This is a genomic window from Tenacibaculum mesophilum (genome assembly GCF_003867075.1).
Lineage (GTDB): Bacteria > Bacteroidota > Bacteroidia > Flavobacteriales > Flavobacteriaceae > Polaribacter > Polaribacter mesophilus.
In genome coordinates this window covers 466,201-490,183 of sequence record NZ_CP032544.1, presented here as the reverse complement: position 1 = coordinate 490,183, position 23,983 = coordinate 466,201, and the positions used below count along the sequence as shown (strand labels likewise).

Annotated in this window: 21 protein-coding genes; 16 read left to right on the top strand and 5 right to left on the bottom strand. The window is 30.6% G+C overall.

Going from position 1 to position 23,983, the window contains the following annotated elements; all coding sequences use genetic code 11:
- Window positions 1–279 precede the first annotated feature (279 nt).
- From argB to D6200_RS02320, 8 genes are all read left to right on the top strand, one after another.
- Window positions 280–1,059, top strand: coding sequence for an acetylglutamate kinase (argB, locus tag D6200_RS02360; RefSeq protein ID WP_083574826.1), 780 nt, complete (start codon window positions 280–282; stop codon window positions 1,057–1,059).
- Entirely contained in the window at window positions 1,056–2,114 is a 1,059-nt protein-coding gene (locus D6200_RS02355; protein WP_073183605.1) for a M20 family metallo-hydrolase, read from the top strand. Before argB ends, D6200_RS02355 begins: the two co-directional genes overlap by 4 nt.
- Window positions 2,115–2,483: 369 nt before the next feature.
- Window positions 2,484–3,755: an argininosuccinate lyase gene (gene argH / locus D6200_RS02350; RefSeq protein ID WP_073183607.1), complete on the top strand. Its 1,272-nt coding sequence runs from the start codon at window positions 2,484–2,486 to the stop codon at window positions 3,753–3,755.
- A 207-nt stretch (window positions 3,756–3,962) separates the two neighbouring features.
- Window positions 3,963–4,418, top strand: a complete 456-nt coding sequence (locus D6200_RS02345) for a hypothetical protein (protein WP_073183609.1) — start codon at window positions 3,963–3,965, stop codon at window positions 4,416–4,418.
- A gap of 216 nt (window positions 4,419–4,634) precedes the next feature.
- Entirely contained in the window at window positions 4,635–5,612 is a 978-nt protein-coding gene (locus tag D6200_RS15250; protein ID WP_073183611.1) for a DUF6630 family protein, read from the top strand.
- A gap of 163 nt (window positions 5,613–5,775) precedes the next feature.
- Window positions 5,776–6,819 carry a DKNYY domain-containing protein gene (locus D6200_RS02330; protein WP_073183614.1) on the top strand — a complete coding sequence of 348 codons (1,044 nt, stop codon included), beginning with the start codon at window positions 5,776–5,778 and terminating at the stop codon, window positions 6,817–6,819.
- 232 nt (window positions 6,820–7,051) lie between these two features.
- Entirely contained in the window at window positions 7,052–7,693 is a 642-nt protein-coding gene (gene map, locus D6200_RS02325) for a type I methionyl aminopeptidase (RefSeq protein WP_394364655.1), read from the top strand.
- A 221-nt stretch (window positions 7,694–7,914) separates the two neighbouring features.
- Complete coding sequence (locus D6200_RS02320) at window positions 7,915–9,198, top strand: APC family permease (protein ID WP_073183616.1); 1,284 nt, start codon at window positions 7,915–7,917, stop codon at window positions 9,196–9,198.
- 45 nt (window positions 9,199–9,243) lie between these two features.
- Here the strand turns inward: D6200_RS02320 and D6200_RS02315 are convergent, their stop codons facing one another.
- Together D6200_RS02315 and D6200_RS02310 are read right to left on the bottom strand one after the other, a co-directional pair.
- On the bottom strand, window positions 9,244–10,278 hold the full coding sequence (locus tag D6200_RS02315) for an RluA family pseudouridine synthase (RefSeq protein ID WP_073183618.1): 1,035 nt from the start codon (window positions 10,276–10,278) through the stop codon (window positions 9,244–9,246).
- Window positions 10,279–10,295: 17 nt separating this feature from the next.
- The gene (locus D6200_RS02310; protein ID WP_073183621.1) at window positions 10,296–10,877 is read right to left on the bottom strand and encodes a PASTA domain-containing protein; all 582 of its coding nucleotides are present in this window, start codon (window positions 10,875–10,877) and stop codon (window positions 10,296–10,298) included.
- Window positions 10,878–11,031: 154 nt separating this feature from the next.
- Between D6200_RS02310 and D6200_RS02305 the strand changes: the two genes are divergently transcribed.
- From D6200_RS02305 to D6200_RS02280, 6 genes are all read left to right on the top strand, one after another.
- Window positions 11,032–12,015: a D-alanine--D-alanine ligase gene (locus D6200_RS02305; protein ID WP_073183623.1), complete on the top strand. Its 984-nt coding sequence runs from the start codon at window positions 11,032–11,034 to the stop codon at window positions 12,013–12,015.
- Complete coding sequence (gene coaD, locus D6200_RS02300) at window positions 12,015–12,467, top strand: pantetheine-phosphate adenylyltransferase (RefSeq protein WP_047788995.1); 453 nt, start codon at window positions 12,015–12,017, stop codon at window positions 12,465–12,467. The genes D6200_RS02305 and coaD overlap by 1 nt, the downstream gene beginning before the upstream one ends.
- Window positions 12,451–14,235: a M14 family metallopeptidase gene (locus D6200_RS02295; RefSeq protein ID WP_083574820.1), complete on the top strand. Its 1,785-nt coding sequence runs from the start codon at window positions 12,451–12,453 to the stop codon at window positions 14,233–14,235. The genes coaD and D6200_RS02295 overlap by 17 nt, the downstream gene beginning before the upstream one ends.
- Before the next feature lie 62 nt (window positions 14,236–14,297).
- Window positions 14,298–14,816, top strand: a complete 519-nt coding sequence (locus D6200_RS02290; protein WP_073183625.1) for an RNA polymerase sigma factor — start codon at window positions 14,298–14,300, stop codon at window positions 14,814–14,816.
- An 82-nt stretch (window positions 14,817–14,898) separates the two neighbouring features.
- The gene (locus D6200_RS02285) at window positions 14,899–15,813 is read left to right on the top strand and encodes a FecR family protein (RefSeq protein ID WP_073183628.1); all 915 of its coding nucleotides are present in this window, start codon (window positions 14,899–14,901) and stop codon (window positions 15,811–15,813) included.
- 42 nt (window positions 15,814–15,855) lie between these two features.
- Window positions 15,856–18,186 (top strand): TonB-dependent receptor plug domain-containing protein, encoded by a 2,331-nt coding sequence (locus D6200_RS02280; protein ID WP_073183630.1) that lies wholly within the window; start codon window positions 15,856–15,858, stop codon window positions 18,184–18,186.
- Window positions 18,187–18,227: 41 nt separating this feature from the next.
- Here the strand turns inward: D6200_RS02280 and D6200_RS02275 are convergent, their stop codons facing one another.
- Window positions 18,228–19,403, bottom strand: a complete 1,176-nt coding sequence (locus D6200_RS02275) for a GlmU family protein (protein ID WP_073183632.1) — start codon at window positions 19,401–19,403, stop codon at window positions 18,228–18,230.
- A gap of 104 nt (window positions 19,404–19,507) precedes the next feature.
- On the opposite strand from D6200_RS02275, the gene D6200_RS02270 reads away from it, so the two are divergent.
- The gene (locus D6200_RS02270) at window positions 19,508–19,894 is read left to right on the top strand and encodes a 6-phosphogluconate dehydrogenase (protein WP_073183634.1); all 387 of its coding nucleotides are present in this window, start codon (window positions 19,508–19,510) and stop codon (window positions 19,892–19,894) included.
- Window positions 19,884–20,435 carry an acyl-CoA thioesterase gene (locus D6200_RS02265; RefSeq protein ID WP_047789001.1) on the top strand — a complete coding sequence of 184 codons (552 nt, stop codon included), beginning with the start codon at window positions 19,884–19,886 and terminating at the stop codon, window positions 20,433–20,435. Before D6200_RS02270 ends, D6200_RS02265 begins: the two co-directional genes overlap by 11 nt.
- A 22-nt stretch (window positions 20,436–20,457) precedes the next feature.
- Here D6200_RS02265 and D6200_RS02260 read toward each other — a convergent pair whose 3' ends face one another.
- Window positions 20,458–20,979 (bottom strand): flavodoxin, encoded by a 522-nt coding sequence (locus D6200_RS02260; RefSeq protein ID WP_073183636.1) that lies wholly within the window; start codon window positions 20,977–20,979, stop codon window positions 20,458–20,460.
- A 144-nt stretch (window positions 20,980–21,123) separates the two neighbouring features.
- The gene (gene carB / locus D6200_RS02255; RefSeq protein ID WP_047789003.1) at window positions 21,124–23,976 is read right to left on the bottom strand and encodes a carbamoyl-phosphate synthase large subunit; all 2,853 of its coding nucleotides are present in this window, start codon (window positions 23,974–23,976) and stop codon (window positions 21,124–21,126) included.
- Between the last annotated feature and the right edge of the window lie 7 nt (window positions 23,977–23,983).

The window sequence follows — 23,983 nt, the reverse complement described above, 5'->3', positions numbered from 1 at the left end:
GGGAGATGTATCGAGAACTACTTGAAAACGTCTCGATACAATTTTTCTCCCTTTCAGTACTAAAAATCACTCGACGTGACATTTAATTAAAAGAGAATTAAAATATGAAAACTGTCTGTAAAAAAAATAATGAATGAAAAAGCGGAAGTGCTAAGCGTAGCTTTAAGCATGAAGCTTTGAAAATGAGTGGTGCGTAGCAATTTCCTCTTTACAGACTTGATTTTTTGGTTCGTTTTTTATCAAGAAAAAATGAACAATAAATTAAACTTAAAACTAAAAATGAAAACTATAAAGATTGTAAAAATAGGTGGAAACATCATTAATGATGAGAAAGCCTTACATAGTTTCTTAGCTGATTTCGCTCAGTTAAAAGGTCCGAAAATATTGGTACATGGTGGTGGAAAACTAGCTTCTGAATTGGCTAAACAGTTGAATATTCCTGTGACGATGATTGATGGCAGACGTGTAACTGATACACAAACTTTAGATTTAATTACTATGGTATATGCAGGTAAAATCAACAAGCAAATTGTTGCGCAGTTACAAGCAAACAATGCAAATGCTGTGGGATTTACAGGGGCTGACGGAAATACCATTGTATCAACCAAACGTCCTGCTGAACCTATAGATTACGGATTTGCAGGCGACGTTGTTACCGTGAACCCGCAAGTACTAACCGTATTAATTAATAACGAAGTAACGCCTGTGTTTTGTGCCATTACGCACGATGCTAACGGACAGTTATTGAACACAAATGCAGACACCATAGCCTCAGAAATTGCTATAGGTCTCTCTGCTCATTTTAGTACAGAACTATATTACTGTTTTGAAAAATCAGGAGTGCTAAGTGATGTAACCGATGACAACTCTATTATCGAACAAATCACTTCAGAATCCTACACGCAATTAAAAGCTGACGGAGTCATATTTGAAGGAATGCTTCCTAAGTTAGACAATTGCTTTCATGCCCTAAAAAACAATGTTCAAAAAGTACACATAGGTAATACAGCTATGGTATTTAACTCAAAAAACAAACACACCTCATTACAACTATCATGATACAAAGACTTACCACAAAAGCCATCAATCTGTTAAAAAACCTAATAGAAACACCATCTTTTTCTTCGGAAGAAGATGCTACTGCCCTACTGCTAGAAAACTGGTTTAAAGAGTATGATATTCCATACACTAGAACTCAGAATAACGTGTGGTCAGTAAATAAACATTTTGATGCTAACAAACCTACGTTATTACTCAACTCGCACCACGATACCGTAAAACCTAATAACGGCTATACCAAAGAGCCTTTTAAAGCGATTGTAGAAGATGGTAAACTCTACGGATTAGGAAGTAACGATGCTGGCGGATGTTTAGTTTCGTTGTTGGCAACCTACACCCATTTCTACCAGAAAGAAAACTTGACTTATAACCTTGTTTTTGCAGGAACTGCCGAGGAAGAAAGCAGTGGTCCTAACGGTTTAAACGGATTACTAAAAACCTTACCAAAGATTGATGTAGCCATCGTAGGAGAGCCTACTTTAATGAATTTAGCTATTGCTGAAAAAGGTCTAGTCGTTTTTGACGCTGAGGTAAGCGGAACCCCTAGTCATGCAGCACATCCGAACCATGATAATGCTATTTATAACGCTATTGAAATATTACAGTGGTTTAAAGATGTTGAATTTGAAAAAACCTCGGAAACCTTGGGAGACGTAAAACTCACGGTAACACAAATCAATGCAGGGAAACAACACAATGCTGTCCCTTCCGAAGTAAAATTGGTAGTAGATGTTCGTGTAAACGATCAATATACCAATCAGGAAATCAGTGATTTTTTACAAGAACATGCACCTTGTAACATACAACCAAGAAGTTTGAATTTGAATTCATCATCAATACCAAAAGAACACCCTTTGGTACAAGCAGGGTTGGCTTTAGGAAGAACAACCTATGGTTCTCCTACCCTATCTGACCAAGCTGTATTGAGTTGTCCGTCATTAAAATTAGGACCTGGAGACAGCACACGTTCACACACCGCTAATGAGTTTATTTATCTTCAAGAGATTGAGGAAGGAATTGAGTTGTATATAGAATTATTGAATAAAGTATTATAAGTAAGAATTTAAAACATAGAAAAGAGATACAAGACATCTTTTTCTAAAATAACCGTCATTCCGAACGAGGTACGAGGAGGAATCTCAAAAAAATGAGTAACAAACATTCTTGAGATTTCTCCCTCTGGTCGAAATGACAACAAACAATAAAAAGGAACATAGAAAAAAGAGTCAAGAACAAAGACCTATAAACAAGTCTTTGCTCTAACAGCGAAGCGGTCTATTCTCTTGGTTCTAAAATAACCGTCATTCCGAACGATAGAGAGAAACCGTAAGGTTCAGCATAGCTAAATCTCATTAAAAAGAGTAACTCATAACCTTGAGACCTCTCACATACGTTCGAGGTGACACATAAAAAACACTAAGATTATGAAACTTTGGGACAAAGGATTATCCATAGATAAAAAAATAGAACATTTCACTGTTGGAAACGATAGAGAAATAGACATACACATTGCACCGTACGACTTGCAAGCATCATTAGCACATGCAAAAATGCTGGCTTCCATCGGTATTATTACTTCGGAAGAATTAGCACAAGTAACTGCTGGAATTACTACGCTACAACAACAAGTGGCAGAAGGTACTTTTATAATAGATGCTCAATTTGAAGATGTACATTCTAAAATTGAGTTTGAATTAACCAACATGTGCGGTGAAGTTGGTAAGAAAAATCATACCGCACGTTCAAGAAACGATCAGGTTTTAGTAGCGTTACAATTGTATTATAAAGACAATTTACAGTTGATTTCTGATAAAACGAAAACGTTATTCAATACATTATTACAGTTAGCAGAAGAACATAAAACCAAGTTATTACCAGGCTACACCCACTTACAAGTGGCAATGCCTTCTTCTTTCGGATTATGGTTTTCTGCGTATGCTGAATTACTAATTGACGATTTGTACATGGTTAATGCAGCGCTAAAAACGGTAGATCAAAATCCGTTAGGTTCTGCTGCAGGATATGGAAGTTCTTTCCCAATCGATAGAGAATTCACCACCAAAGAACTAGGGTTTGAAACCTTAAAATACAATGCGGTGGCAGCACAAATGAGTAGAGGAAAAAGTGAACGTACACTAACTATGGCATTAGGAAGTGTAAGTAATACATTAGCACGTTTTGCGATGGATATTTGCTTATATATGAGTCAGAATTTTGATTTTATTTCTTTTCCTGATGAATTGACTACAGGTAGTAGCATTATGCCGCATAAAAAGAATCCTGATGTGTTTGAATTGATTAGAGGTAAGTGTAATAAGATTCAAGCGTTGTATACTGAAACTTTGTTAATCACTAACAATTTACCAAGTGGATATCATAGAGATTATCAGTTATTAAAAGAAAATATCATCAATGCTTTTGAAGAGTTAAAAGATGTGTTAGATATTTTTGACTATGCTATTCAGCAAGTTATTGTGAAGGATATTGACCTACAGGATGAAAAGTATAAATACTTATTTACAGTAGATAATATGAATACCTTGGTTGAAAATGGTATGAGTTTTAGAGAGGCTTACCAAAAAATTGGTGACGAAGTTGTCAACGGTACGTATACTCCTGATACTTCTAAAAAACATACGCATGTGGGTAGTATTGATAATTTGTGTTTGGATAAAATACGTGAGAAGCTTGGTTAATGATTAATACTAAAAAGTTGTCACTCCAAACGAGGCTCGAGGAGGAATCTTTACAACTAGATTTGAGTTAATAGTTTTTCATGCAATAATCAGCTTAAAAAACGAAACTAAAATATAAATTCATCTCTATTAAAGAACATATATAAAAAATTATTAGTTTTAGACTAAAAAAATCGTTGCACGTTTGCTACTTCTGAAAACTAATAAATGAATAAAACATTAAAAATAAATTTAATAATTGTACTACTAATAGGTGCGGTACTCTCATTTTTATTATGGCGATTTCTTGGAAAACCTTATTATAAAATAAACCTTATTGGAACTGAATATATAGAGAACTCTGAGGAACTGAGATATGTTAATGAACAACTTAAAGATAACCTATATTTAATTAAAAAATATAAACATTCAAAAGATGCCATGTTAATTGGTTTTGGTGGCGGTGGAAGTAAAACTGAGGATTATTATTCTTACGGTATTGCCGATAAAAACAAAAACATTCTATTGAAACCAAAATATCAATTTCTATATACTAAAACAAATTCACATAAAGAATTAATTATATATGGACTTCCGTATGTAGAAAAAGGAAATGAAAAAATGATGTTTTATAAAATTGTAAACGGACAACTAGAACTGATTAAAGAAGAAAGTAGTTGGTAACAATGTATAGTTTAATTATACTTTTTTAACCCTATATTTTTGTATGTTTTTTATTTAATTTCACCTTGGTTAACGCTTAATAAAAGAGAGAAACAATTAGTTTGGAAAATAAACAACCTTTGTTTTTTCGTTGTACAAAATAAAAACACTTACAAATATCTTAAGAATCATTGTTAATCAACCAAATAAAACTCCTAATAAATAATAAATAGAAATATGGCAAGAATATATTACGATGAAAAAAAACTATACGGAAAACCATTTAAATCAACTACTCTTAACATCAATTCTTTCAAATACATATTTGAAAATACAATTATTGAAAAAAACTTTCCAAAAAAAATAGAGTTTACTAATTCAAAAAAAGAGATTTTTAAAACGTTACTTTTATATACAGACGATATTGAATATGATTCAAGTAAACGTAAAGTTTATATTCCAAATTCAATTATATTTTATGATTATGAAGATTATAACTTCCCTACAGAGTTTTATTTTATTGTTAGAATTGAAAACCAAATTGAAATAAGAAAATGCAATGGTGGTGAAGATATAAAATGGTTTCATATTCCAGATATGCATAAACCTGTATATGATTTAAGAATTATAACTAAAATAGAAGCTACTTTCTCAGAACTCATTAAACTCGTAGAAGAAAATTTAAAAAGAGAAAAAAACTCTAACAAAAAAGTAAACATAAAAAAAGAGCGTCCATCTATAAATAGTATTCAGCGAGAAGCATACAAAGAACTGACTGAAATATGTGTTTTAAACAAAAAAGAATGCGTTTTAAATCATATAAAAAACCTTAAAAACTATGATAATGACAGTGAATATTTTACAACACTTAACTATTTAATAGACCTTTTAGAAGAGGATGATATTTCGTTTATTATAAGATTAGACTGGAAAGCTGATATTAAAGATTTAGAATGGTTTTTAAAATCAACATTAAAAGATAATTTTAACTTATCTATTGACTTACCCAGTCCTAATAATTACAAAAAAAATGCATCTGTTTCTTTTGATAACGTTTTTGAGGATTTCGATAAACCTTTAAGACAAAATAATCTTCAATTAGGGTTTATAGATACTCAATCAGACGAATATGTTTTTATTTTACATAAAATTACAGATAAAAAAAGAATACAAAAACTTATTAAACTTATTGGATACAACTATTACGAAAAATAAAAGTTATTTAAGTTACAAACACTAATTATATAGTTATTTAATGAACTTAATTACAAACTACCCTTATATATCAATAATCATAATTATACTTATTTTGAATTTTATAATTAAAAAAATTACACGAGCTAAACATTCTCCTCTTCTAAAGGCATTCTTATTTATAATGGCAATTATCTCTCAAGCCTGTAGTCCTTTTGCAGGTCCTGTAGATAAATCTATTTCAGATTCCTATTACTATTCAAAATCAAAAAGTAACATCTGTTATTCTCCTATGGGAAATTGGTTTGAATTGGGTAACACTAAAATAAATGCAGATGTTGAGAGCTTCAAAGTCTTAGGAAGAGATTTTGGAAAAGACAAAAATCACCTATATTTTAAAACTCATATTATAGATAATGAAGTAGATGTTTCTACCTTTTATGTCCACAAAGACAATTACATCTGTTTTGATAAAGACCATGTATATTTAGCTGTCAACTATTTACCCCAAGATATTCAAGAGGAAAGTCAAGGAAAAAAACACTTGTGGAAAATAGCTAAAGCTAATCCAAACACATTCCAAAAAATTGATAATGATTGGTCTAAAGACGACAAATTTTATTTTTACAACTATCAGCCTGTAAATGTAGATTATAATTCATTTACAATTATAAATAGTAACTTTGTTAAAGATAAAAATAACGTATACTCATTAAAAAGTTATAAGTTACTAGCTTCTACAATAGATCCAGCTACAACTAAAAAAATCAACAATAGATATATTGCTGATAAAAACAATATTTATGATTTCCAAGAGTATCAAAATGGTAAAATGGTAGACTCTCTAATATCGATACCTTACCAAAACATCAACAATTTAACTGTTTTAAAAGATAAGTTTCTATTATTTGACAATAAGGTTGTTTATGATGGAGTAAAAATTGAGAATGCTAATCCTGCTTCTTTTGAAATAATTCAATTCCCGTATTCTAAAGATAAAAACAACGTGTTCTATCACGGAGATATAATTGAAAAAGCTGACCCAAATACGTTCAGTATATTTAAAACCTCTTTTTATTCAAAAGATAAAAACCATGTATTTGTTTATGGAAAACTATTAAAAGACGCTGATGTGGCTACTTTTGGACCAGTAAATAAAAAACATTCTTTACTGTATAAGGATAAAAATCATACTTATCGAGGAGACCAAATTGTAGAAAACAATTAAACCTACTTCCTTAATAGTAACTATTTGAAAACAAACATAAAATACGAATACACTATACTTTATATTGAGAATATAAAAAAACGGTTAGTTTTAATAAAAAATTGACTTTATCTAAAAGACCATCATAAACCTAATCTACTAAAACCTTATACTTTTTGGTACTTTTATTACTTTATAAAGTTTGCTTATACTTCTTGAAAAGAGGAAGAAGCATAAATTTAAAAAAAATAAAATGTCAATAACAAAAGAATCAGAGCTTATTGGAATGAAAAAAATTAGTAAAGTGGTTGGATTAACACTTAAACTAATGAGAGAATATGCTAAAGTTGGAATGTCTACCATAGAGCTAGACGAATATGGTGGTGAAATTTTAAAAAGCTTTGGCGCTAAATCTGCTCCTTATGTAACTTATGGTTTTCCTGGTTATACCTGTATTAGTGTAAATGAAGAAGCGGTTCATGGAATTCCTTCTGATAAAAAAATTCTAAAAGAAGGAGACTTAATTAACATTGATGTATCTGCTGAGTTAAATGGCTTTTGGTCAGATAATGGAGGTTCATTTGTACTGGGTAAAGACATTTACAATCATCAACCTCTTGTAGATGCTTCTAAAAACATCTTAAAAAAAGCTATAAATAATATAAAAGGAAGTGTTAAAATGGTTGATATTGGATATTTAATAGAAACTGAAGCTAAAAAAGTTGGATTTAAAGTAATTAAAAACTTAGCTGGACATGGAGTTGGAAGAAGTTTGCACGAAGAACCAGAAAATATTTTAAACTACAGAGTAAAAACCAACCAAGAACGATTTAGAAAAAATACTACTGTAGCAATTGAAACTTTTATCTCTACAAGCTCAACTATAGCTGTTTAGTTGCAAAATGAATGGCCTTTGGTTGGAAATAAAGGAGGATATATAACACAACACGAACAAACAATATTAGTAACAGGTAAAACAAACTCCTATTGTTCTATCAAAATCTAATGAAATTGGGGTTTAAATAACTCATTGCACCATCACTTTTACTTAAAAAAAACACTTTCAAAAGAAATAACTACTTTAGTGACTGTTACACTAACTAACAGTCACTAAATATGTCTAAAAAAATAGGGTTAAAAGAAGCCATTTCAATAGGAATTGGAGGTATGGTGGGTGGTGGTATTTTTGCCGTTTTAGGTCTTGCTGTTTTACTTGCCAAAGGTGGAACTCCAATTGCTTTCTTACTTGCAGGTATATTAACTTTACTAACCTCATACAGCTATGTACATCTTTCCAAAAAATATCCAGATAGAGGGGGAACCGTAAAGTTTATTAATCAAGGTTTTGGAAGAACTATTTTTAGTGGAGCAATTAACAATCTTTTATGGATAAGCTATATTGTAATGCTTTCTTTATATGCTTCTGCTTTTGGTTCATATGCTCCTAACCTATGGGAAATTACTCAAAACAAAACAATCAACTTCCATATATATGCTAGTGCTATTATTATTATAGCTACAGCAATTAACTACTACAGTATTGCTGTAGTAGGAAAAATTGAATCGTACGCAGTAGCTATTAAACTTATAATTCTTATTGGTTTTATTGCCTTCGGTGCTTATGGACTAATAGGAAATCCTAATATGGCACAACTATCTATTAGTAACTGGGAGAATCCTATCAAATTATTTGCTGGAGGTATGGTCATTTTTGTTGCTTATGAAGGTTTTGAGCTAATTGCTAATGCTGCTCCCGATATTTTAAATCCTGAAAAAAACATAGCAAAAGCTTATTACTATTCTGTAATATTTGTAATTATATTGTACATTATCATAGCTCTTGTTACTGTAGGTTCCCTTCCTTTTAATCAAATTGCCAAAGCACAAGATTATGTACTAGCTGAAGCCGCTAAACCAATGTTAGGACAGGTAGGTTTTACTGTCATAACTATAGCAGCATTAATTTCTACTTTCTCTGCCATTAATGCTTCATTATACGGAGGTAGTAAAGTGAACTATGAAATTGCAGAAGATGATGAATTACCACATCACTTTCTAGCTAAATTTTGGAATCAACCTATCGGATTACTAATTACAGCTATAGTAACTTTGATATTAGTTAACACCTTGAATTTAGAAAGTATTTCTACCGCTGGTAGTGTTGGTTTTATCCTTATTTTCGGAATTGTAAATTATGTAGGTTTTAAGCTTTCAAAAGAAACAAACTCTAATAAAGGAATTTCTTTATTCGGTTGCATTTTATGTGCTGTTGCCCTAATTATTCTTATAAGACAACAATTAGAATCAAATCTTATTGGTGTATTTGTTTCTCTTGGTATTATTACTCTATGTTTTATTATTGAGTGGATCTACAAGAAAAATGAAACAAAGGCTATATAAAATGAATTCATTTTATATAGCCTTTGCCTTTGAATAAGTAAGTTTTTATTCTTCCAATTTTGAATGTTCTGAATAAGTTCGCCATTTTTCTAAACAAGCGGTAATATCTTCTGGTACTTCAGAGTTAAATTGTAAAAACTCTCCTGTTGTTGGATGTGTAAAACCTAAAGTTTTTGCATGCAAAGCTTGTCTTGGCAACACTTTAAAGCAATTATCTACAAATTGTTTGTATTTAGTAAACGTAGTTCCCTTTAAAATAGCATTCCCACCATAACGTTCATCGTTAAAAAGTGTATGTCCAATGTGTTTAAAGTGAGCTCTAATTTGATGCGTTCTACCCGTTTCTAACTTACATTGTACCAAGGTTACATACGTAAGTCTTTCAAGTACTTTATAATGAGTAACAGCATGCTTACCATGCTCACCATCAGGAAAGACATCCATTTGTAAGCGATTTTTAAAACTACGTCCTATATTTCCTTCAATAGTTCCTTCATCCTCTTCAATATTTCCCCAAACTAAAGCATAATACAACCGTTCAGTAGTACGATCAAAAAACTGCTTAGACAAATGTGCCATTGCGTATTCTGTTTTTGCAACTACCAATAATCCACTTGTATCTTTATCAATACGATGTACTAAACCAGGACGTTCATTAGAGTTGGTTGGTAAGTTTTCTATGTGATGAATTAGTCCGTTCACTAATGTTCCAGAGTAATTTCCATGGCCAGGATGAACTACCATACCTGCTGGCTTGTTCACCACTATTACTTCATCATCCTCATATACTATATCAATAGGAATATCTTCTGCTACTAATAAGTTTTCGTGAGGTGGATATGTTAATACCACCCTAACAATATCCTTAGGCTTTACTTTGTAGTTTGGTTTTACTGCTACATCATTTACTAAAACATTTCCTGCTTTAGCTGCTTGCTGTATTTTATTTCGAGTTGCATTTTCAATAAAGTTCATTAAAAACTTATCTACTCGCAATGGTACTTGACCATCTGTTGCTACAAACCTATGGTGCTCGAATAAATCATCATTTTCTATCTCTGGAGTGTTATCTTCCTGCATCAATCAATTTATAAAAATTAGTATCCGTTACCATCCCCTAAAATCAAGTCGATGGTTGTTTGTTTTGGTAATTTAGTTCCCGGTTCAATTTTTTGTCCGTTATACTTTAATCCACGAACTACATCTTTTCCTATATCGTGTACCCAAGTAACCTTAGTTCCTACTTTAAACCCTATTGAACGTAGGTGTGTTGTTGCCTGACGTCTGGTACGTCCATTTAAATTAGGCACCTCTATATCTCTATACTTTGACGGATTTAAGGTTAAATATATTTTACGCTTTTCTTTTACAAAATCACCTGCTTCCGGATCTTGCTCAATAATTGACTTCTTAGGATAATCTGGATTATAACTTGCACTGTCAATTACCACAAAATCTAAATTTAATTCACTTAATTTTTGCTCAACATCAGCTAACGACATTTTATGTAGGTCAGGTACTTGTATTTTTTGATTATGGTTTGTTGTAACTCCTAACCACCATTGTAGAACAAATACAAAAACTAGTATTGAAACAACTGCTATAATTATATTTTTTAAAAAAGATTTACTTTTAATAAATTCAAATAAACCTCCAGATTTTCCTGTTAAATTACTCATATCATTTTTTTGTAAGATCGCACAAATTTACAGTAAAAATATTACTATTTTAAATTCAACAAGTCTTAAACGAGTTTTTTTGGTAAGTTTGTATAATCCAACGATTGGATTTTAGATAAACAATGATAAAAACAGTAATTGAAATACATTTGAAGTGAAAAAAAACATCGCTATTATTATGGGAGGTTATTCCTCTGAAGTAGGAATTTCTCTAAAAAGTGGTAATGTAGTTTACAAACATATTAATACAGAAAAATATAACGCGTACAAAGTTCATATTTTAGAAAATAAATGGGTGTATGTTGATGATAACGAAGAAGAATATCCAATAAATAAAGAAGATTTTTCAATTGAAATTAAAGGTCAAAAAATTACATTTGATTGTGTTTTTAACGCTATTCATGGTACACCAGGAGAAAACGGTATTATCTTAGCTTACTTTGATCTTATTGGTTTAAAACACACCTCTGCCCCATTCTACCAAATGGCTTTAACCTTTAATAAGCGTGATACCTTAAGTGTAGTGAAACAATACGGAATAGCAACAGCTGTTTCTATATATCTAAACAAAGGTGATGAGATTGATTGTGATGCTTTTATTAAAAAAGTAGGACTTCCTTGCTTTGTAAAACCAAACGGAGCAGGTTCTAGTTTTGGCATATCTAAAGTGTATACTAAAGAAGAATTAATTCCTGCTATAGAAAAAGCATACGAAGAAGATACTGAAATATTAATTGAAAGCTTTTTAGATGGAACTGAGGTTTCTGTTGGAGTAATTCAATACAAAGGAGAAACAAAAGTACTTCCAATAACAGAAATTGTTTCTGAAAATGATTTCTTCGATTATAAAGCTAAATATGAAGGTCAATCTCAAGAAATCACTCCTGCACGTTTAATTGATTCTCAAAGAAAGAGAGTTAAAGAAGTAGCCAAACGTGTGTATGAAATTTTAAATATGCGTGGTTTTTCTCGCTCTGAATATATTTTAGTTAACGATGAACCACATTTTATAGAAATGAATACTGTTCCTGGATTAACAGAAGCAAGTATTTTACCACAGCAAGCCAATCATGCGGGTATTTCTTTAACTGAATTATTTGGAAACGCTATTGAAATGGCTTTAAATGACAAGATATAATGAAAAGAGCAATTTTTCCTGGATCTTTCGATCCAATTACTTTAGGACACTTAGATATTATTGAACGTGGTGTTACCCTTTTTGATGAATTAATTATTGCAATTGGGGTGAATGCCGATAAAAAATATATGTTTTCTCTAGAGGAGCGTCAACGTTTTATTGAAGAAACTTTTAAGCATGAGCCAAAAATAAAAGTACTTACTTATAGTGGACTTACTGTAAACTTTTGTAAAGAACAAGACGCTCAATTTATTTTAAGAGGTTTACGTAATCCTGCCGATTTTGAGTTTGAAAAAGCCATCGCACATACTAATAGAAAACTTTCTGAAATTGAAACTGTGTTTTTACTAACCTCTTCAGGTAAAAGCTATATTTCTTCATCTATTGTAAGAGATGTTATCAGAAACGATGGAGACTACACAGGCTTGGTTCCAGATGCAGTTAGAATTTAAACTTTTTAAAACTATTCTTTTGAAAAAACTATTTGTATTACTCCTAATATTAGTTACCGCTTGTAAACAAAAACCTACAAAAAAAAACATCGAATTCACCACCCTGTTTGAAACATCAAACGGAACGGAGACTCCTACTTATAAAGAGGTTATTTCTTTTTATGAAGAGTTGGCTAACACTTACCCTGAAATTTCATTGTTTGAAATAGGCACTACAGATATTGGAAAACCTTTACATTTAGTTGTTTTTAATACTGATGGAAAAACCAATATTGAAGAACTTAAAAATTCTTCAAAAAATAGAGTTTTAATCAATAACGGTATTCATCCGGGGGAATCTGACGGAATAGATGCTTCGATGCTATTATTACGAGACATCGTTCAAAATGATTCTTTAAAAAACAAGTACAAAAATTCTTTAATTTGTGTTATTCCCGTATACAATATTGGTGGCTCCCTAAACAGAAACTCACACACAAGAGCCAATCAAAATGGTCCAAAAGAATACGGTTTTAGAGGAAATGCTCGTAACTACGACTTAAATCGTGATTTTATTAAACAAGATACTAAAAATGCCGCTACATTTGCTGAGATTTTTCACACTGTAAATCCAGATGTTTTTATAGATAATCATGTAAGCAATGGAGCAGATTATCAGTACGCAATTACACATCTATTTACACAACACAATAAATTGGGAGGAAATTTAGGTGAGTTTATTGAAACAAAAATGCGTCCTGAAATAGAACATTCTTTGGCTGAGAAAGGAATTATTATTACTCCTTATGTAAATGTTTGGGGAACAACTCCAGAAAGTGGTTGGTCACAGTTTTTCGATTCACCTAGATATTCTACTGGGTACACTACCCTCTTCAATACCTTAGGATTAATGGTTGAAACTCATATGTTGAAACCGTATAAAATTAGAGTAGAACAAACCTATGAATTGTTGTTTTCTGCTTTAGATTTTTCCAAAGAAAACAGTAACAAAATAAAAGATTTACGAAAAAATGCTGTTGAAGAAATAATAAACAAAAAAACATATCCTATTCTATTTACAGTTGATAAGAACAATCCTACAGCTCTTCATTTTAAAGGATACGAAGGAACTTTTATAGACAGTAAAGTTACCAATGGAAAACGTTTGTTTTATGATAGAACAAAACCTTACATTAAAAAAGTTTCTTATTATAACTACTTTGTTCCTACCAAAGAAATCGCCATACCCAAGGCCTATATATTAGAACAAGGTTGGCATGACGTTGTAGAACGATTAGAAAATAATAAAATTGAATTTACTCGTTTTGAAAAAGATACCTTATTAACTGTAGAAGTTCAGCACATCAAAGAATTTGAAACTCGAAAAACGGCATACGAAGGTCATTATTTACACTACAATACTGAAGTTACCCAAACAAGAGGTCTACAAGTTAAATTTAATAATGGAGATATTTATATTCCTACAAACCAAACAGGAATACGTTATATTATAGAGACCTTGGAAGCTGAAGCTATTGATTCTTTCTTCAACTGGAATTTCTTTGATACTATTTTACAACAAAAAGAAGGATACTCTTCTTACGTTTTTGAAGATATTGCTGAAGAGTTTTTAAATAACAATCCCTCATTAAAACAAGAGTTTCTTCAAAAAGTAAAAACAGAAGAAGATTTTGCAAAAAATGCACAAACACAATTATATTGGGTTTATAAAAAAACACCTCATTATGAAAAAGCTCATAAGAAATTACCAATTTATAAGTTATATTGATAATTTTTTAACCTCTTAGTTACATTTTCATACATTTGTCACCGATTAGGAACTTGATTTAAATGAATAAAGACCCATTAAAATCTGTTTGTGAGCAAAAAAATTTTGAAGAAGTTTTTAACCAACATTCGCAAACATTGAGAAATTATATATATTACAAATGCGGCGATCTCCAGCAAGCTGAAGATATCGTACAAGAAGCGTATATAAAACTATGGAATAATTGTGCTAAAGTTGTTTTCGAAAAAGCTAAATCTTATCTATATACAGTAGCCAACAATCATTTTTTAAACGATGTTGCTCACAAAAAAGTTGTTTTGGAACATCAAAAGAAAAATGTTTCTTCTGGTAAAACTAATGAAACTCCTCATTTTATTTTAGAAGAAGAAGAATTTCATACTAAGCTTAAAAAAGCAATAGCCAACTTGCCTGAAAAACAACGAGAAGTTTTTTTGCTTAGTAGAATAGATAAGAAAAAGTATGTTGAAATTGCAGATATTGTTGGAGTTTCTGTAAAAGCTGTAGAAAAAAGAATGAGTAAAGCATTACTTACTTTAAAAGAACAGATAGGTAAAGTATAACAAAAGTAATATTTGTATTAATTAGGTAGGGTAATTAATCTTTTACTTGTTTTTAATACAAATAGCACGAATAGATTAGAAAATGAATATAAATTATAAAGAAGAAACCTTTTTAGCAAGATGGATAGCCAATGAGCTAACAGCGGAAGAATTAAAAGAGTTTCAAAAAACAGATGTTTATCATCAATTTAAAGCTATTGATGATGCTTCTCTAAATTTAAAAACACCTTTTTATGATAAGGAAGAGGCTTTTAATAAACTCAAAACAGACATCAAACAATCTAAAGCTAATAAAAAAGTAGTGCAATTAGTTCCTAAATGGATGTATGGGGCGGTTGCTTCTGTTATATTATTAATTAGCTTCTTGTACTTTAATAATAATACTGTTGATTTTTCTACAAAATACGGAGAGCAATTAACTATTACATTACCTGATAATTCTATAGTATATTTATCACCTAAGTCTGAAATTAGCTATGATAAACAAAACTGGAATAATAAAAGAGAGCTTTTTTTGACAGGAAAAGCTTTTTTTGAAGTCGAAAAAGGAAAGTCTTTTACTGTAAAATCTAATGAAGGTAATGTAACTGTACTAGGAACAAAGTTTACAGTAAATACATCAAAAAATTATTTTGAAATTGAATGTTACGAAGGTAAAGTTAAAGTTACGTCAAAAAGTAAAGAAGAAATTATACTAACTAAAGGGAAAGCTTATAGAAATTATAATAACTCTGGTGAAAATTGGGAATTTGTAGGCTCTGTTCCCTCTTGGATAGAAGGAGAAAGCTCTTTTAATAATACTCCTTTACATCAAGTTATAAAAGCTTTAGAAAATCAATTTAAGTTAAAGTTCGATACTTCTAACGTTGACACTTCTAAACGTTTTACAGGTACTTTTACACATAAAAATGTTGATGTAGCGTTACAAACTGTTTTTGCTCCTATGAAAATTTCTTATAAATTAGCAGAAAATAGTTCAGTTATATTGACGTATTAATAAATGAAGATAAAATTAAGTATACTTTTTTTATGCTTAACTATGTCTATTTTTTCTCAGGAAAAGGTAGACATTTCTTTTATTGATGCTCCTTTATTAAACGTTTTAAAAGAAACAGAAACTCTTTTTAAAGTAAAATTTTCTTTTAGTACAGAAGTCATTAATGATAAAAATATTTCTTTTAAAAAAAAGAAATGTGAACTTGTTTATCTTATCAATGAAATTCAACGTCAAACATCATTAATTTTTAATAAAATTAATGAGCGATATTATTATATAACAATAAATTCAACATTTAAATCAAATGAATATAATCTTTTAAAAGAAGTTCTTGTAACTAATTATATTACTTCTGGTATTAATAAAAAAAGAAATGGAACTATATCTATTATTCCAAAACAATTAGGTGTTTTACCTGGTTTAACTGAACCAGATATACTAGAAAGTTTAAAAATTATTCCTGGTGTTCAAAGTCCTAATGAAACAGCTGCAGGAATATATATAAGGGGCGGAACTCCCAATCAAAACTTGGTTTTATGGGACGGTATAAAAATGTATTATTCTGGTCATTTCTTTGGAATGATTTCAGCATTTAACCCTTATACAACCAAAGAGATTAACCTTTCTAAAAGCGGTACAGGAGCTAGGTATGGTAATAGAGTATCTGGTGTAATAGATATTAAAACTACAAATAAAATACCGCAGAAAATAACTGGAAGTTTCGGATTGAACATGACGCATGCTGATGCACTTCTTACTATTCCTTTTTCAAAAAAAACTGCTTTTTCTATTTCTGCAAGAAGGTCTTTTTCTGATGTTTTAAAAACTTTCACCTTTGATAAATTGTCTATGCGTGTTTTTCAAACATTTGATGATAATCAAGAAAGTCAAATAATAGATAAAAACATTAAATTTAGTAGAGATAATAAATTTAATTTTTCAGATTATACCACAAAATTTATATACACCCCTAGTAAAGACGAATCTTTAAACATTAGTTTCTTATACACAAATAATCAAATGCTTAACAATTTTGTAATTCCTAGGTATAAAGACAAATATAATGATGAGTTAGAAATCCATAATACCGGTGTAAGTGTAAATTGGAATAAACAATCTTCGGAAAAAAAGACTCATAATATAAAAAGTTATTTTTCTAACTTTAAATTAAAATATAAAGGAAACTATAACTATATAGATGATTATTTAATTTTATTATCAACTAAAAATAATTCTTTAACCGATTTTGGGCTTTCCTACAATATGAATTATTCTTTTAACGATAAAACAGATTTATTTTGGGGTTATGATTTTACATCTACGAAAGCTGCTTACGAATTAAAATATCTCATAGACTTAGAAGGAAATAGGAACTCTTCGATACAAAAAGATAAAGTTACAAACAATACACATTCAATTTTTACGGAATATATATATGATAACAATAACTGGAATATAAATTCTGGCATACGATTGAATTACTTTTCAAAAATCGATAAATTTGTTTTTGAACCTAGATTATATTTGGAGAAAAAACTTACATCAAGCTTAAGTTTTAAAGCTTCTTTTGAACAAAAACACCAAACATTGAGTCAAATTATAGAGTTTCAAACTTCCAGATTAGGTTTTGATTTAGAAAATCAGATATGGGCTCAAGTAAATGATAATAATATTCCTCTACAAAAAAGCTTACAAGTTTCAGCGGGAATACTTTTTAATAAAAATAATTGGAAAATTGATATTGAACCTTACTATAAAAAAGTTAGTGGTATGACGTCTCAAACAAGTGGTTATAACGACCAAACCAATGACTTTTCTAATGGTAAAGGTAAAATACATGGTATTGATATACTTATAAATAAAAAATTTAATAATTATAGAACTTGGGTTAATTATTCATATACAAAAAATAAATTTAAATTTTTAGACTTAGAAAACAAGTTTTTTCCTGCAAATCATGATATAACTAATTATCTTTCTTGGTCTCATGCTTACAAATTAAACAGCTATGAGTTCTCTCTTGGGTGGATATTTAGAACAGGAAATCCCTATACTGCCGTTAAAAGATTTTATACAGATGATGAAGGAATTCCTCGTATTATTATAGATTCAGACAATATAAATGGGCTTCGACTTCCTAATTATAGTAGATTGGATGCATCTATGACGTATTCTTTTAATTTTTCTAAAAACTGGAAAGGTAAATTGGGCTTCTCTTTACTTAATCTTTTTAATAACAAAAATATTTTAAGTAGAACTTACAATGCTATTCCAATTAGAAATTCTGATAATGAAATTGAATATAAGTTAAAAGAGGTTAACAAAATATCTCTAGGAATTACACCTAACTTTGTTTTTAGAGTTAATTTTTAATAAAAAAAGACTTTACATTTTGTAAAGTCCTTCCTTTTGGTTTAATAATTTCTGTATTGTTTTGTTTCTTCAAAAACGTGATCTAGAATTTGTTTTTCTCTTTCATCAAATTCAATACCTCGTCTTTTCATTACCACATCTGCAACTTCAAAGACTTTATTTGTTTTGTATTCAGTAAAACCTGATGCTCCTCCCCAACTAAATGAAGGAACAAAATTTCTTGGAAATCCACTTCCAAAAATATTCGCAGAAACACCAACAACTGTTCCTGTATTAAACATTGTGTTAATTCCACATTTTGAATGATCTCCCATCATCAAACCACAGAATTGTAATCCAGTTTTAGCGAAACGTCCTGTTTCATAATTCCACAACTTAACTTCTGCATAATTATTTTTAAGGTTAGAATTATTACTATCAGCTCCAATATTACACCATTCGCCTAATACTGAATTTCCTAAAAACCCATCGTGTCCTTTATTTGAATACCCAAATAATACTGAGTTGTTCACCTCTCCTCCTACTTTACAATAAGGTCCTAAAGTAGTAGCTCCATAAATTTTAGCTCCCAATTTTAATACTGAATTTTCACACATAGCTAAAGCACCTCGTACAACTACACCTTCCATTATTTCAGCTTTTTTACCAATATAAATTGGTCCAGTTGAAGCGTTTAACGTTGCAAAAGTTAGTTTAGCTCCTTTCTCAACAAAAATATCGTTTCTATTAACACAATTAACAGTTTCTGGAATTGGTTCCGATTTTCTACCTTCGGTTATTAAATCAAAGTCAGCTCTAATTGCTTTGTCATTTAACGAAAAAATATCCCAAGTATTTTTTATTTGAATTATATCATCTTCAAACTCTATATGTTCATAAGAAGAAAAATCTACTTCTTCCTGAGTATCTGTCGTATAAAAAGCAATAACATCTTCACCTTTAAAAATAGCTTGATTGTTTTGTAGATTTTTAACCATTTCAACCAAAGGTTTAGTTGGCAAGAAAGAGGCATTTAATAATACATTTTCTTCCATTTCAACCATAGGATATTTTTCCTCTAAATACTCCTCTGTTACGGTAGTTGTTGTTAAGCCTAAATATTTTTCCCACTTTTCTCTAATAGTTAAAATACCTACTCTAATATCAGCTACTGGTCGTGTATATGTAAATGGTAGTAGAGCTGTACGTACATCACCATCAAATAAAATATAGTTCATATTAATCATTTTTTGAAGCAACACAAACTTACCACTTTCAATTCATTTTACAAGTCAAAATATAAACCTTACTTTTGTTATTATACATTCTTCAATATCTTACTATGAAAAAAATTTTAGGATTAATTTTAATTGGTATTGCTCTTATAGCAGCACTATACTATACTTTTATTTATTTTGTTCCTTATAGTGAAGGGGTTCGCTCTGGTGAACTTATTAAAATTAGCTACAAAGGTGTGGTAGTAAAAACATGGGAGGGTGAAATTAGCCAAGGTATTTCTGGAGCGCAAATTTTTGCCTTTTCTGTAGAGGACAATCAAAAGGAAGTCATAAAAAAACTTCAAGAATATCAAGGTCGTTATGTAAAAGTTACTTACAAAGAACGTTTTGGAACTTTCTTTTGGTTAGGTGATACAAAGTATTTTATAACCCATGTTGAAGAAGAACAATCTCCTCATTTTAGAGGAATAAGAAAAGATAATGAACAATAATATTTATAGAAATATAGAAGATACTCGCATTACTATTTCTGAGTTAATGCTTCCTTCTCATGCCAATTTTAGTGGCAAAATTCACGGAGGTTACATTTTAAAACTAATGGATCAAATAGCTTTTGCATGCGCCTCTAAACATTCAGGTACCTATTGCGTAACAGCATCTGTAGATACCGTTAACTTTATAAACCCTATTGAAGTAGGCGAATTAGTTACCATGAAAGCGTCAATTAACTATGTAGGTAAAACTTCGATGGTAGTTGGTATACGCGTAGAAGCACAAAATATACAAACAGGAAAGACCAAACATTGTAATTCTTCTTATTTTACAATGGTAGCAAAAAAAGACAATGGTGATAATGCTGAAGTACCAGGAATTATTATTAATGATGACAATGAAATGCGTCGATTTTTAGAAGCCATCCATAGAATTAAAATGAAAAAGAATAGACAAGAAAAATTTGATAATAATAATTTTACTGCTCAAAACTACATTGAAGAATTAAAAAATTATAATGTTAAGATTGATTTAAAATAAAATTTAAACACAAAAAGAAAGCTTACAAGTCAAACTCTTTTTCTATTTGATTAAGCCAATTCGCTAATCTATCTGGTGTTTTTTCAGGTTCATTATCCTCGTCAAGAGCTAAACCATAAAAATAGTCTTTATCTTCTTCTATTTGAGCTTTTGACTCTTCAAAATCATACTCCTTGCACGACCATTTTCCAATAAGTTCGCCTCCATTTTTAACCACATTTTTAGCTAAAATTCCTACACCATCAACAAAATATTCACCATAACCATATTGATCTCCTAATCCAAAAATAGCCACTTTCTTTCCTGTAAAATCAATAGTTTGAAACTCATTTTCATAATAGGTCTCCCAATCGCTTTGTAAATCGCCATCGTACCAAGTTGATAAACCTAAAATAAATTTATCAAACCGATTATAATCTTCCTTCTTCATGTTAGAAACTTCAATAACTTCTATTTCAGATGCCTGCCAATCATCAACTATTGAACTTACAATTTCTTCAGTCATTCCTGTATCAGAACCATAAATTAATCCTATTCTGTTCATTTTATTTAGATTTGTTTTAAATAACAAATATACAGTAAGAAATTATACTTAGAAAGTAAATAAGTTTAATATTGTCATATATAAAATATAAAAATCCGAAGCATATTTACTTCGGATTTTCTATATTATTATTCTAAAATGCTTTTATTTACTTAAATACATTTTACGTCTTGCATATAAATCGTAAAAGGCATCATCTCTAAGCGAATCTATAAATAAAATACTTTCTCCTGTTGATTTCATCTCAGGTCCTAAGTTCTTATTTACATTTGGGAACTTGTTAAAAGAGAATACTGGTTGTTTAATTGCAAAACCTTCTAACTGAGGATTGAATTCAAAATCAGTTACTTTCTTCTCTCCTAACATTACCTTTGTAGCATAGTTTACATAAGGTTCTTTATAAGCTTTTGCTATAAATGGAACTGTACGAGAAGCACGTGGATTTGCTTCAATAATATATACTTTATCATCTTTAATCGCAAACTGAATGTTAATCAACCCAACAGTATCAAGCGCTAAAGCAATTGTTTTAGTGTACTCTCTAATTTGCTCTAATACTAATTCTCCTAAGTTGAACGCTGGTAAAGTTGCATTTGAATCTCCTGAGTGAATTCCACAAGGCTCAATATGCTCCATAATTCCTATGATATATACATTTTCACCATCACAAATCGCATCTGCTTCTGCTTCAATTGCTCCTTCTAAGTAATGATCTAATAATAATTTGTTATTAGGAATTTTACGTAATAAATCTACTACATGCTCTAATAACTCTTCTTTATTAATCACTATCTTCATTCCTTGCCCTCCAAGTACATATGATGGACGTACTAAAATTGGAAAGTCTAACTCGTCAGCTAAAGCTAAAGCTTCATCTGCATTTTCTGCAACTCCAAATTCTGGATAAGGAATGTTATTTTCTTTTAATAAAGTTGAAAAACTTCCTCTATCTTCAGCTAAATCTAATGCTTTATAGCTTGTTCCTAAAATTGGAATCCCGTAACGCTCTAGTTTCTCTGCTAACTTTAAAGCTGTTTGTCCACCTAATTGAACAATAACTCCTTCTGGCTTTTCATGCTTGATTATATCGTAGATATGTTCCCAAAAAACTGGCTCAAAGTATAATTTATCTGCCGTATCAAAATCAGTAGAAACAGTTTCAGGATTACAGTTAATCATTATGGTTTCGTAACCACATTCTTTTGCAGCATAAACCCCATGAACACAACAGTAATCAAACTCGATTCCCTGACCTATTCTGTTTGGTCCAGAACCTAATACTATTACTTTTTTCTTATCAGACACCACACTTTCATTTGACACAGAAACTTCACCTTCAGAAGTTTCTATTTCACTTTCAAATGTTGAATAATAGTAAGGAGTTTGTGCTTTAAACTCTGCAGCACAAGTATCTACCAACTTGTATACACGCTTTATTTTTAATTCTTCACGCTTTTTATACACTTCACTTTCTAAACATCCTAACATATGAGCGATTTGACGATCTCCATATCCTTTTTGTTTAGCTTCTAGTAAAAGCTCTCTGTCAAGGGTATCAATAGTATAGGTAGAAATTTCTTTTTCTAACATATACAACTCTTCATATTGACGTAAATACCACATATCAATCTTAGTGATTTCATGGATTTTACTCAGCGGCATTCCTATTTGAATAGCGTCATAGATAGCAAATACACGATCCCAAGAAGCATATTTTAACTTGTCTTTAATTTGGTTATAATCTGTATAACTTTTACCATCAGCTCCAATTCCGTTACGTTTAATTTCTAACGATTGCGTTGCTTTGTGTAATGCTTCTTGGAACGAACGTCCGATCCCCATTACTTCACCAACCGCTTTCATTTGTAAACCTAAAGTTCTATCAGAACCTTCAAACTTATCAAAGTTCCAACGAGGTATTTTTACAATTACATAGTCTAATGTTGGTTCAAATAAAGCTGAAGTAGACTTAGTAATTTGGTTATCTAACTCATCTAATGTATAACCTGTTGCTAATTTAGCAGCAATCTTTGCAATTGGGTATCCAGTTGCTTTTGATGCTAATGCTGATGAACGAGATACACGTGGATTAATCTCAATTGCAATAATATCTTCTTTCTCATCTGGTGAAACCGCAAACTGAACGTTACATCCTCCTGCAAACTCACCAATAGAGCGCATCATTTTAATTGCCATGTCACGCATTTTTTGGAACGTTTTGTCCGATAACGTCATGGCTGGAGCTACTGTAATAGAATCTCCTGTGTGGATTCCCATTGGATCCATGTTTTCAATAGAACAGATAATTACAACATTATCATTATCATCACGTAATAATTCTAACTCGTATTCTTTCCATCCCATCATTGCTTTATCAATCATTACTTCGTGAATCGGAGAAATTTCTAATCCTCTAGATAATGATTCTTCAAACTCTTTCTCATCATATACGATAGATGCTCCCGCTCCTCCTAAAGTAAACGACGCTCTAATACATAATGGAAATCCGAATTCTTGTGCTATTTCTTTTCCTTTTAAGAATGATGTTGCAGTAGCTTGAGGAGCCATAGGCACCCCTATTTCTTCCATTAATAAGCGAAACTTATCTCTATCCTCTGTAATATTAATAGCGTCAATATCTACTCCTATAATTTCAACATCAAAATCTTCCCAAATTCCTTTTTCATCAGCTTCAATACAAAGGTTTAGTGCTGTTTGCCCTCCCATTGTTGGTAGAACAGCATCAATTTGTGGGTGTTCTTTTAAAATTTGAACAATAGACTTTGTGTTAAGTGGCAACAAGTATACATGGTCAGCCATCGAAGGATCTGTCATAATTGTTGCAGGGTTAGAATTAATTAAGATGGTTTCAATTCCATCTTCTCTCAAAGATCTTAACGCTTGAGATCCTGAATAATCAAATTCACATGCTTGACCAATAACAATTGGTCCTGATCCAATAATTAAAATCGATTTAAGGTCTTGTCTTTTAGGCATTTTAGTC

Excerpts from the sequence above, each read along its gene's own strand:
- argB (WP_083574826.1), top strand. The coding sequence starts at position 280 with ATGAAAACTATAAAGATTGTAAAAATAGGTGGAAACATCATTAATGAT.
- D6200_RS02355 (WP_073183605.1), top strand. The coding sequence starts at position 1,056 with ATGATACAAAGACTTACCACAAAAGCCATCAATCTGTTAAAAAACCTA.
- argH (WP_073183607.1), top strand. The coding sequence starts at position 2,484 with ATGAAACTTTGGGACAAAGGATTATCCATAGATAAAAAAATAGAACAT.
- D6200_RS02345 (WP_073183609.1), top strand. The coding sequence starts at position 3,963 with ATGAATAAAACATTAAAAATAAATTTAATAATTGTACTACTAATAGGT.
- D6200_RS15250 (WP_073183611.1), top strand. The coding sequence starts at position 4,635 with ATGGCAAGAATATATTACGATGAAAAAAAACTATACGGAAAACCATTT.
- D6200_RS02330 (WP_073183614.1), top strand. The coding sequence starts at position 5,776 with ATGGCAATTATCTCTCAAGCCTGTAGTCCTTTTGCAGGTCCTGTAGAT.
- map (WP_394364655.1), top strand. The coding sequence starts at position 7,052 with ATGTCAATAACAAAAGAATCAGAGCTTATTGGAATGAAAAAAATTAGT.
- D6200_RS02320 (WP_073183616.1), top strand. The coding sequence starts at position 7,915 with ATGTCTAAAAAAATAGGGTTAAAAGAAGCCATTTCAATAGGAATTGGA.
- D6200_RS02315 (WP_073183618.1), bottom strand. The coding sequence starts at position 10,278 with ATGCAGGAAGATAACACTCCAGAGATAGAAAATGATGATTTATTCGAG.
- D6200_RS02310 (WP_073183621.1), bottom strand. The coding sequence starts at position 10,877 with ATGAGTAATTTAACAGGAAAATCTGGAGGTTTATTTGAATTTATTAAA.
- coaD (WP_047788995.1), top strand. The coding sequence starts at position 12,015 with ATGAAAAGAGCAATTTTTCCTGGATCTTTCGATCCAATTACTTTAGGA.
- D6200_RS02295 (WP_083574820.1), top strand. The coding sequence starts at position 12,451 with ATGCAGTTAGAATTTAAACTTTTTAAAACTATTCTTTTGAAAAAACTA.
- D6200_RS02290 (WP_073183625.1), top strand. The coding sequence starts at position 14,298 with ATGAATAAAGACCCATTAAAATCTGTTTGTGAGCAAAAAAATTTTGAA.
- D6200_RS02285 (WP_073183628.1), top strand. The coding sequence starts at position 14,899 with ATGAATATAAATTATAAAGAAGAAACCTTTTTAGCAAGATGGATAGCC.
- D6200_RS02280 (WP_073183630.1), top strand. The coding sequence starts at position 15,856 with ATGTCTATTTTTTCTCAGGAAAAGGTAGACATTTCTTTTATTGATGCT.
- D6200_RS02275 (WP_073183632.1), bottom strand. The coding sequence starts at position 19,403 with ATGAACTATATTTTATTTGATGGTGATGTACGTACAGCTCTACTACCA.
- D6200_RS02270 (WP_073183634.1), top strand. The coding sequence starts at position 19,508 with ATGAAAAAAATTTTAGGATTAATTTTAATTGGTATTGCTCTTATAGCA.
- D6200_RS02265 (WP_047789001.1), top strand. The coding sequence starts at position 19,884 with ATGAACAATAATATTTATAGAAATATAGAAGATACTCGCATTACTATT.
- D6200_RS02260 (WP_073183636.1), bottom strand. The coding sequence starts at position 20,979 with ATGAACAGAATAGGATTAATTTATGGTTCTGATACAGGAATGACTGAA.
- carB (WP_047789003.1), bottom strand. The coding sequence starts at position 23,976 with ATGCCTAAAAGACAAGACCTTAAATCGATTTTAATTATTGGATCAGGA.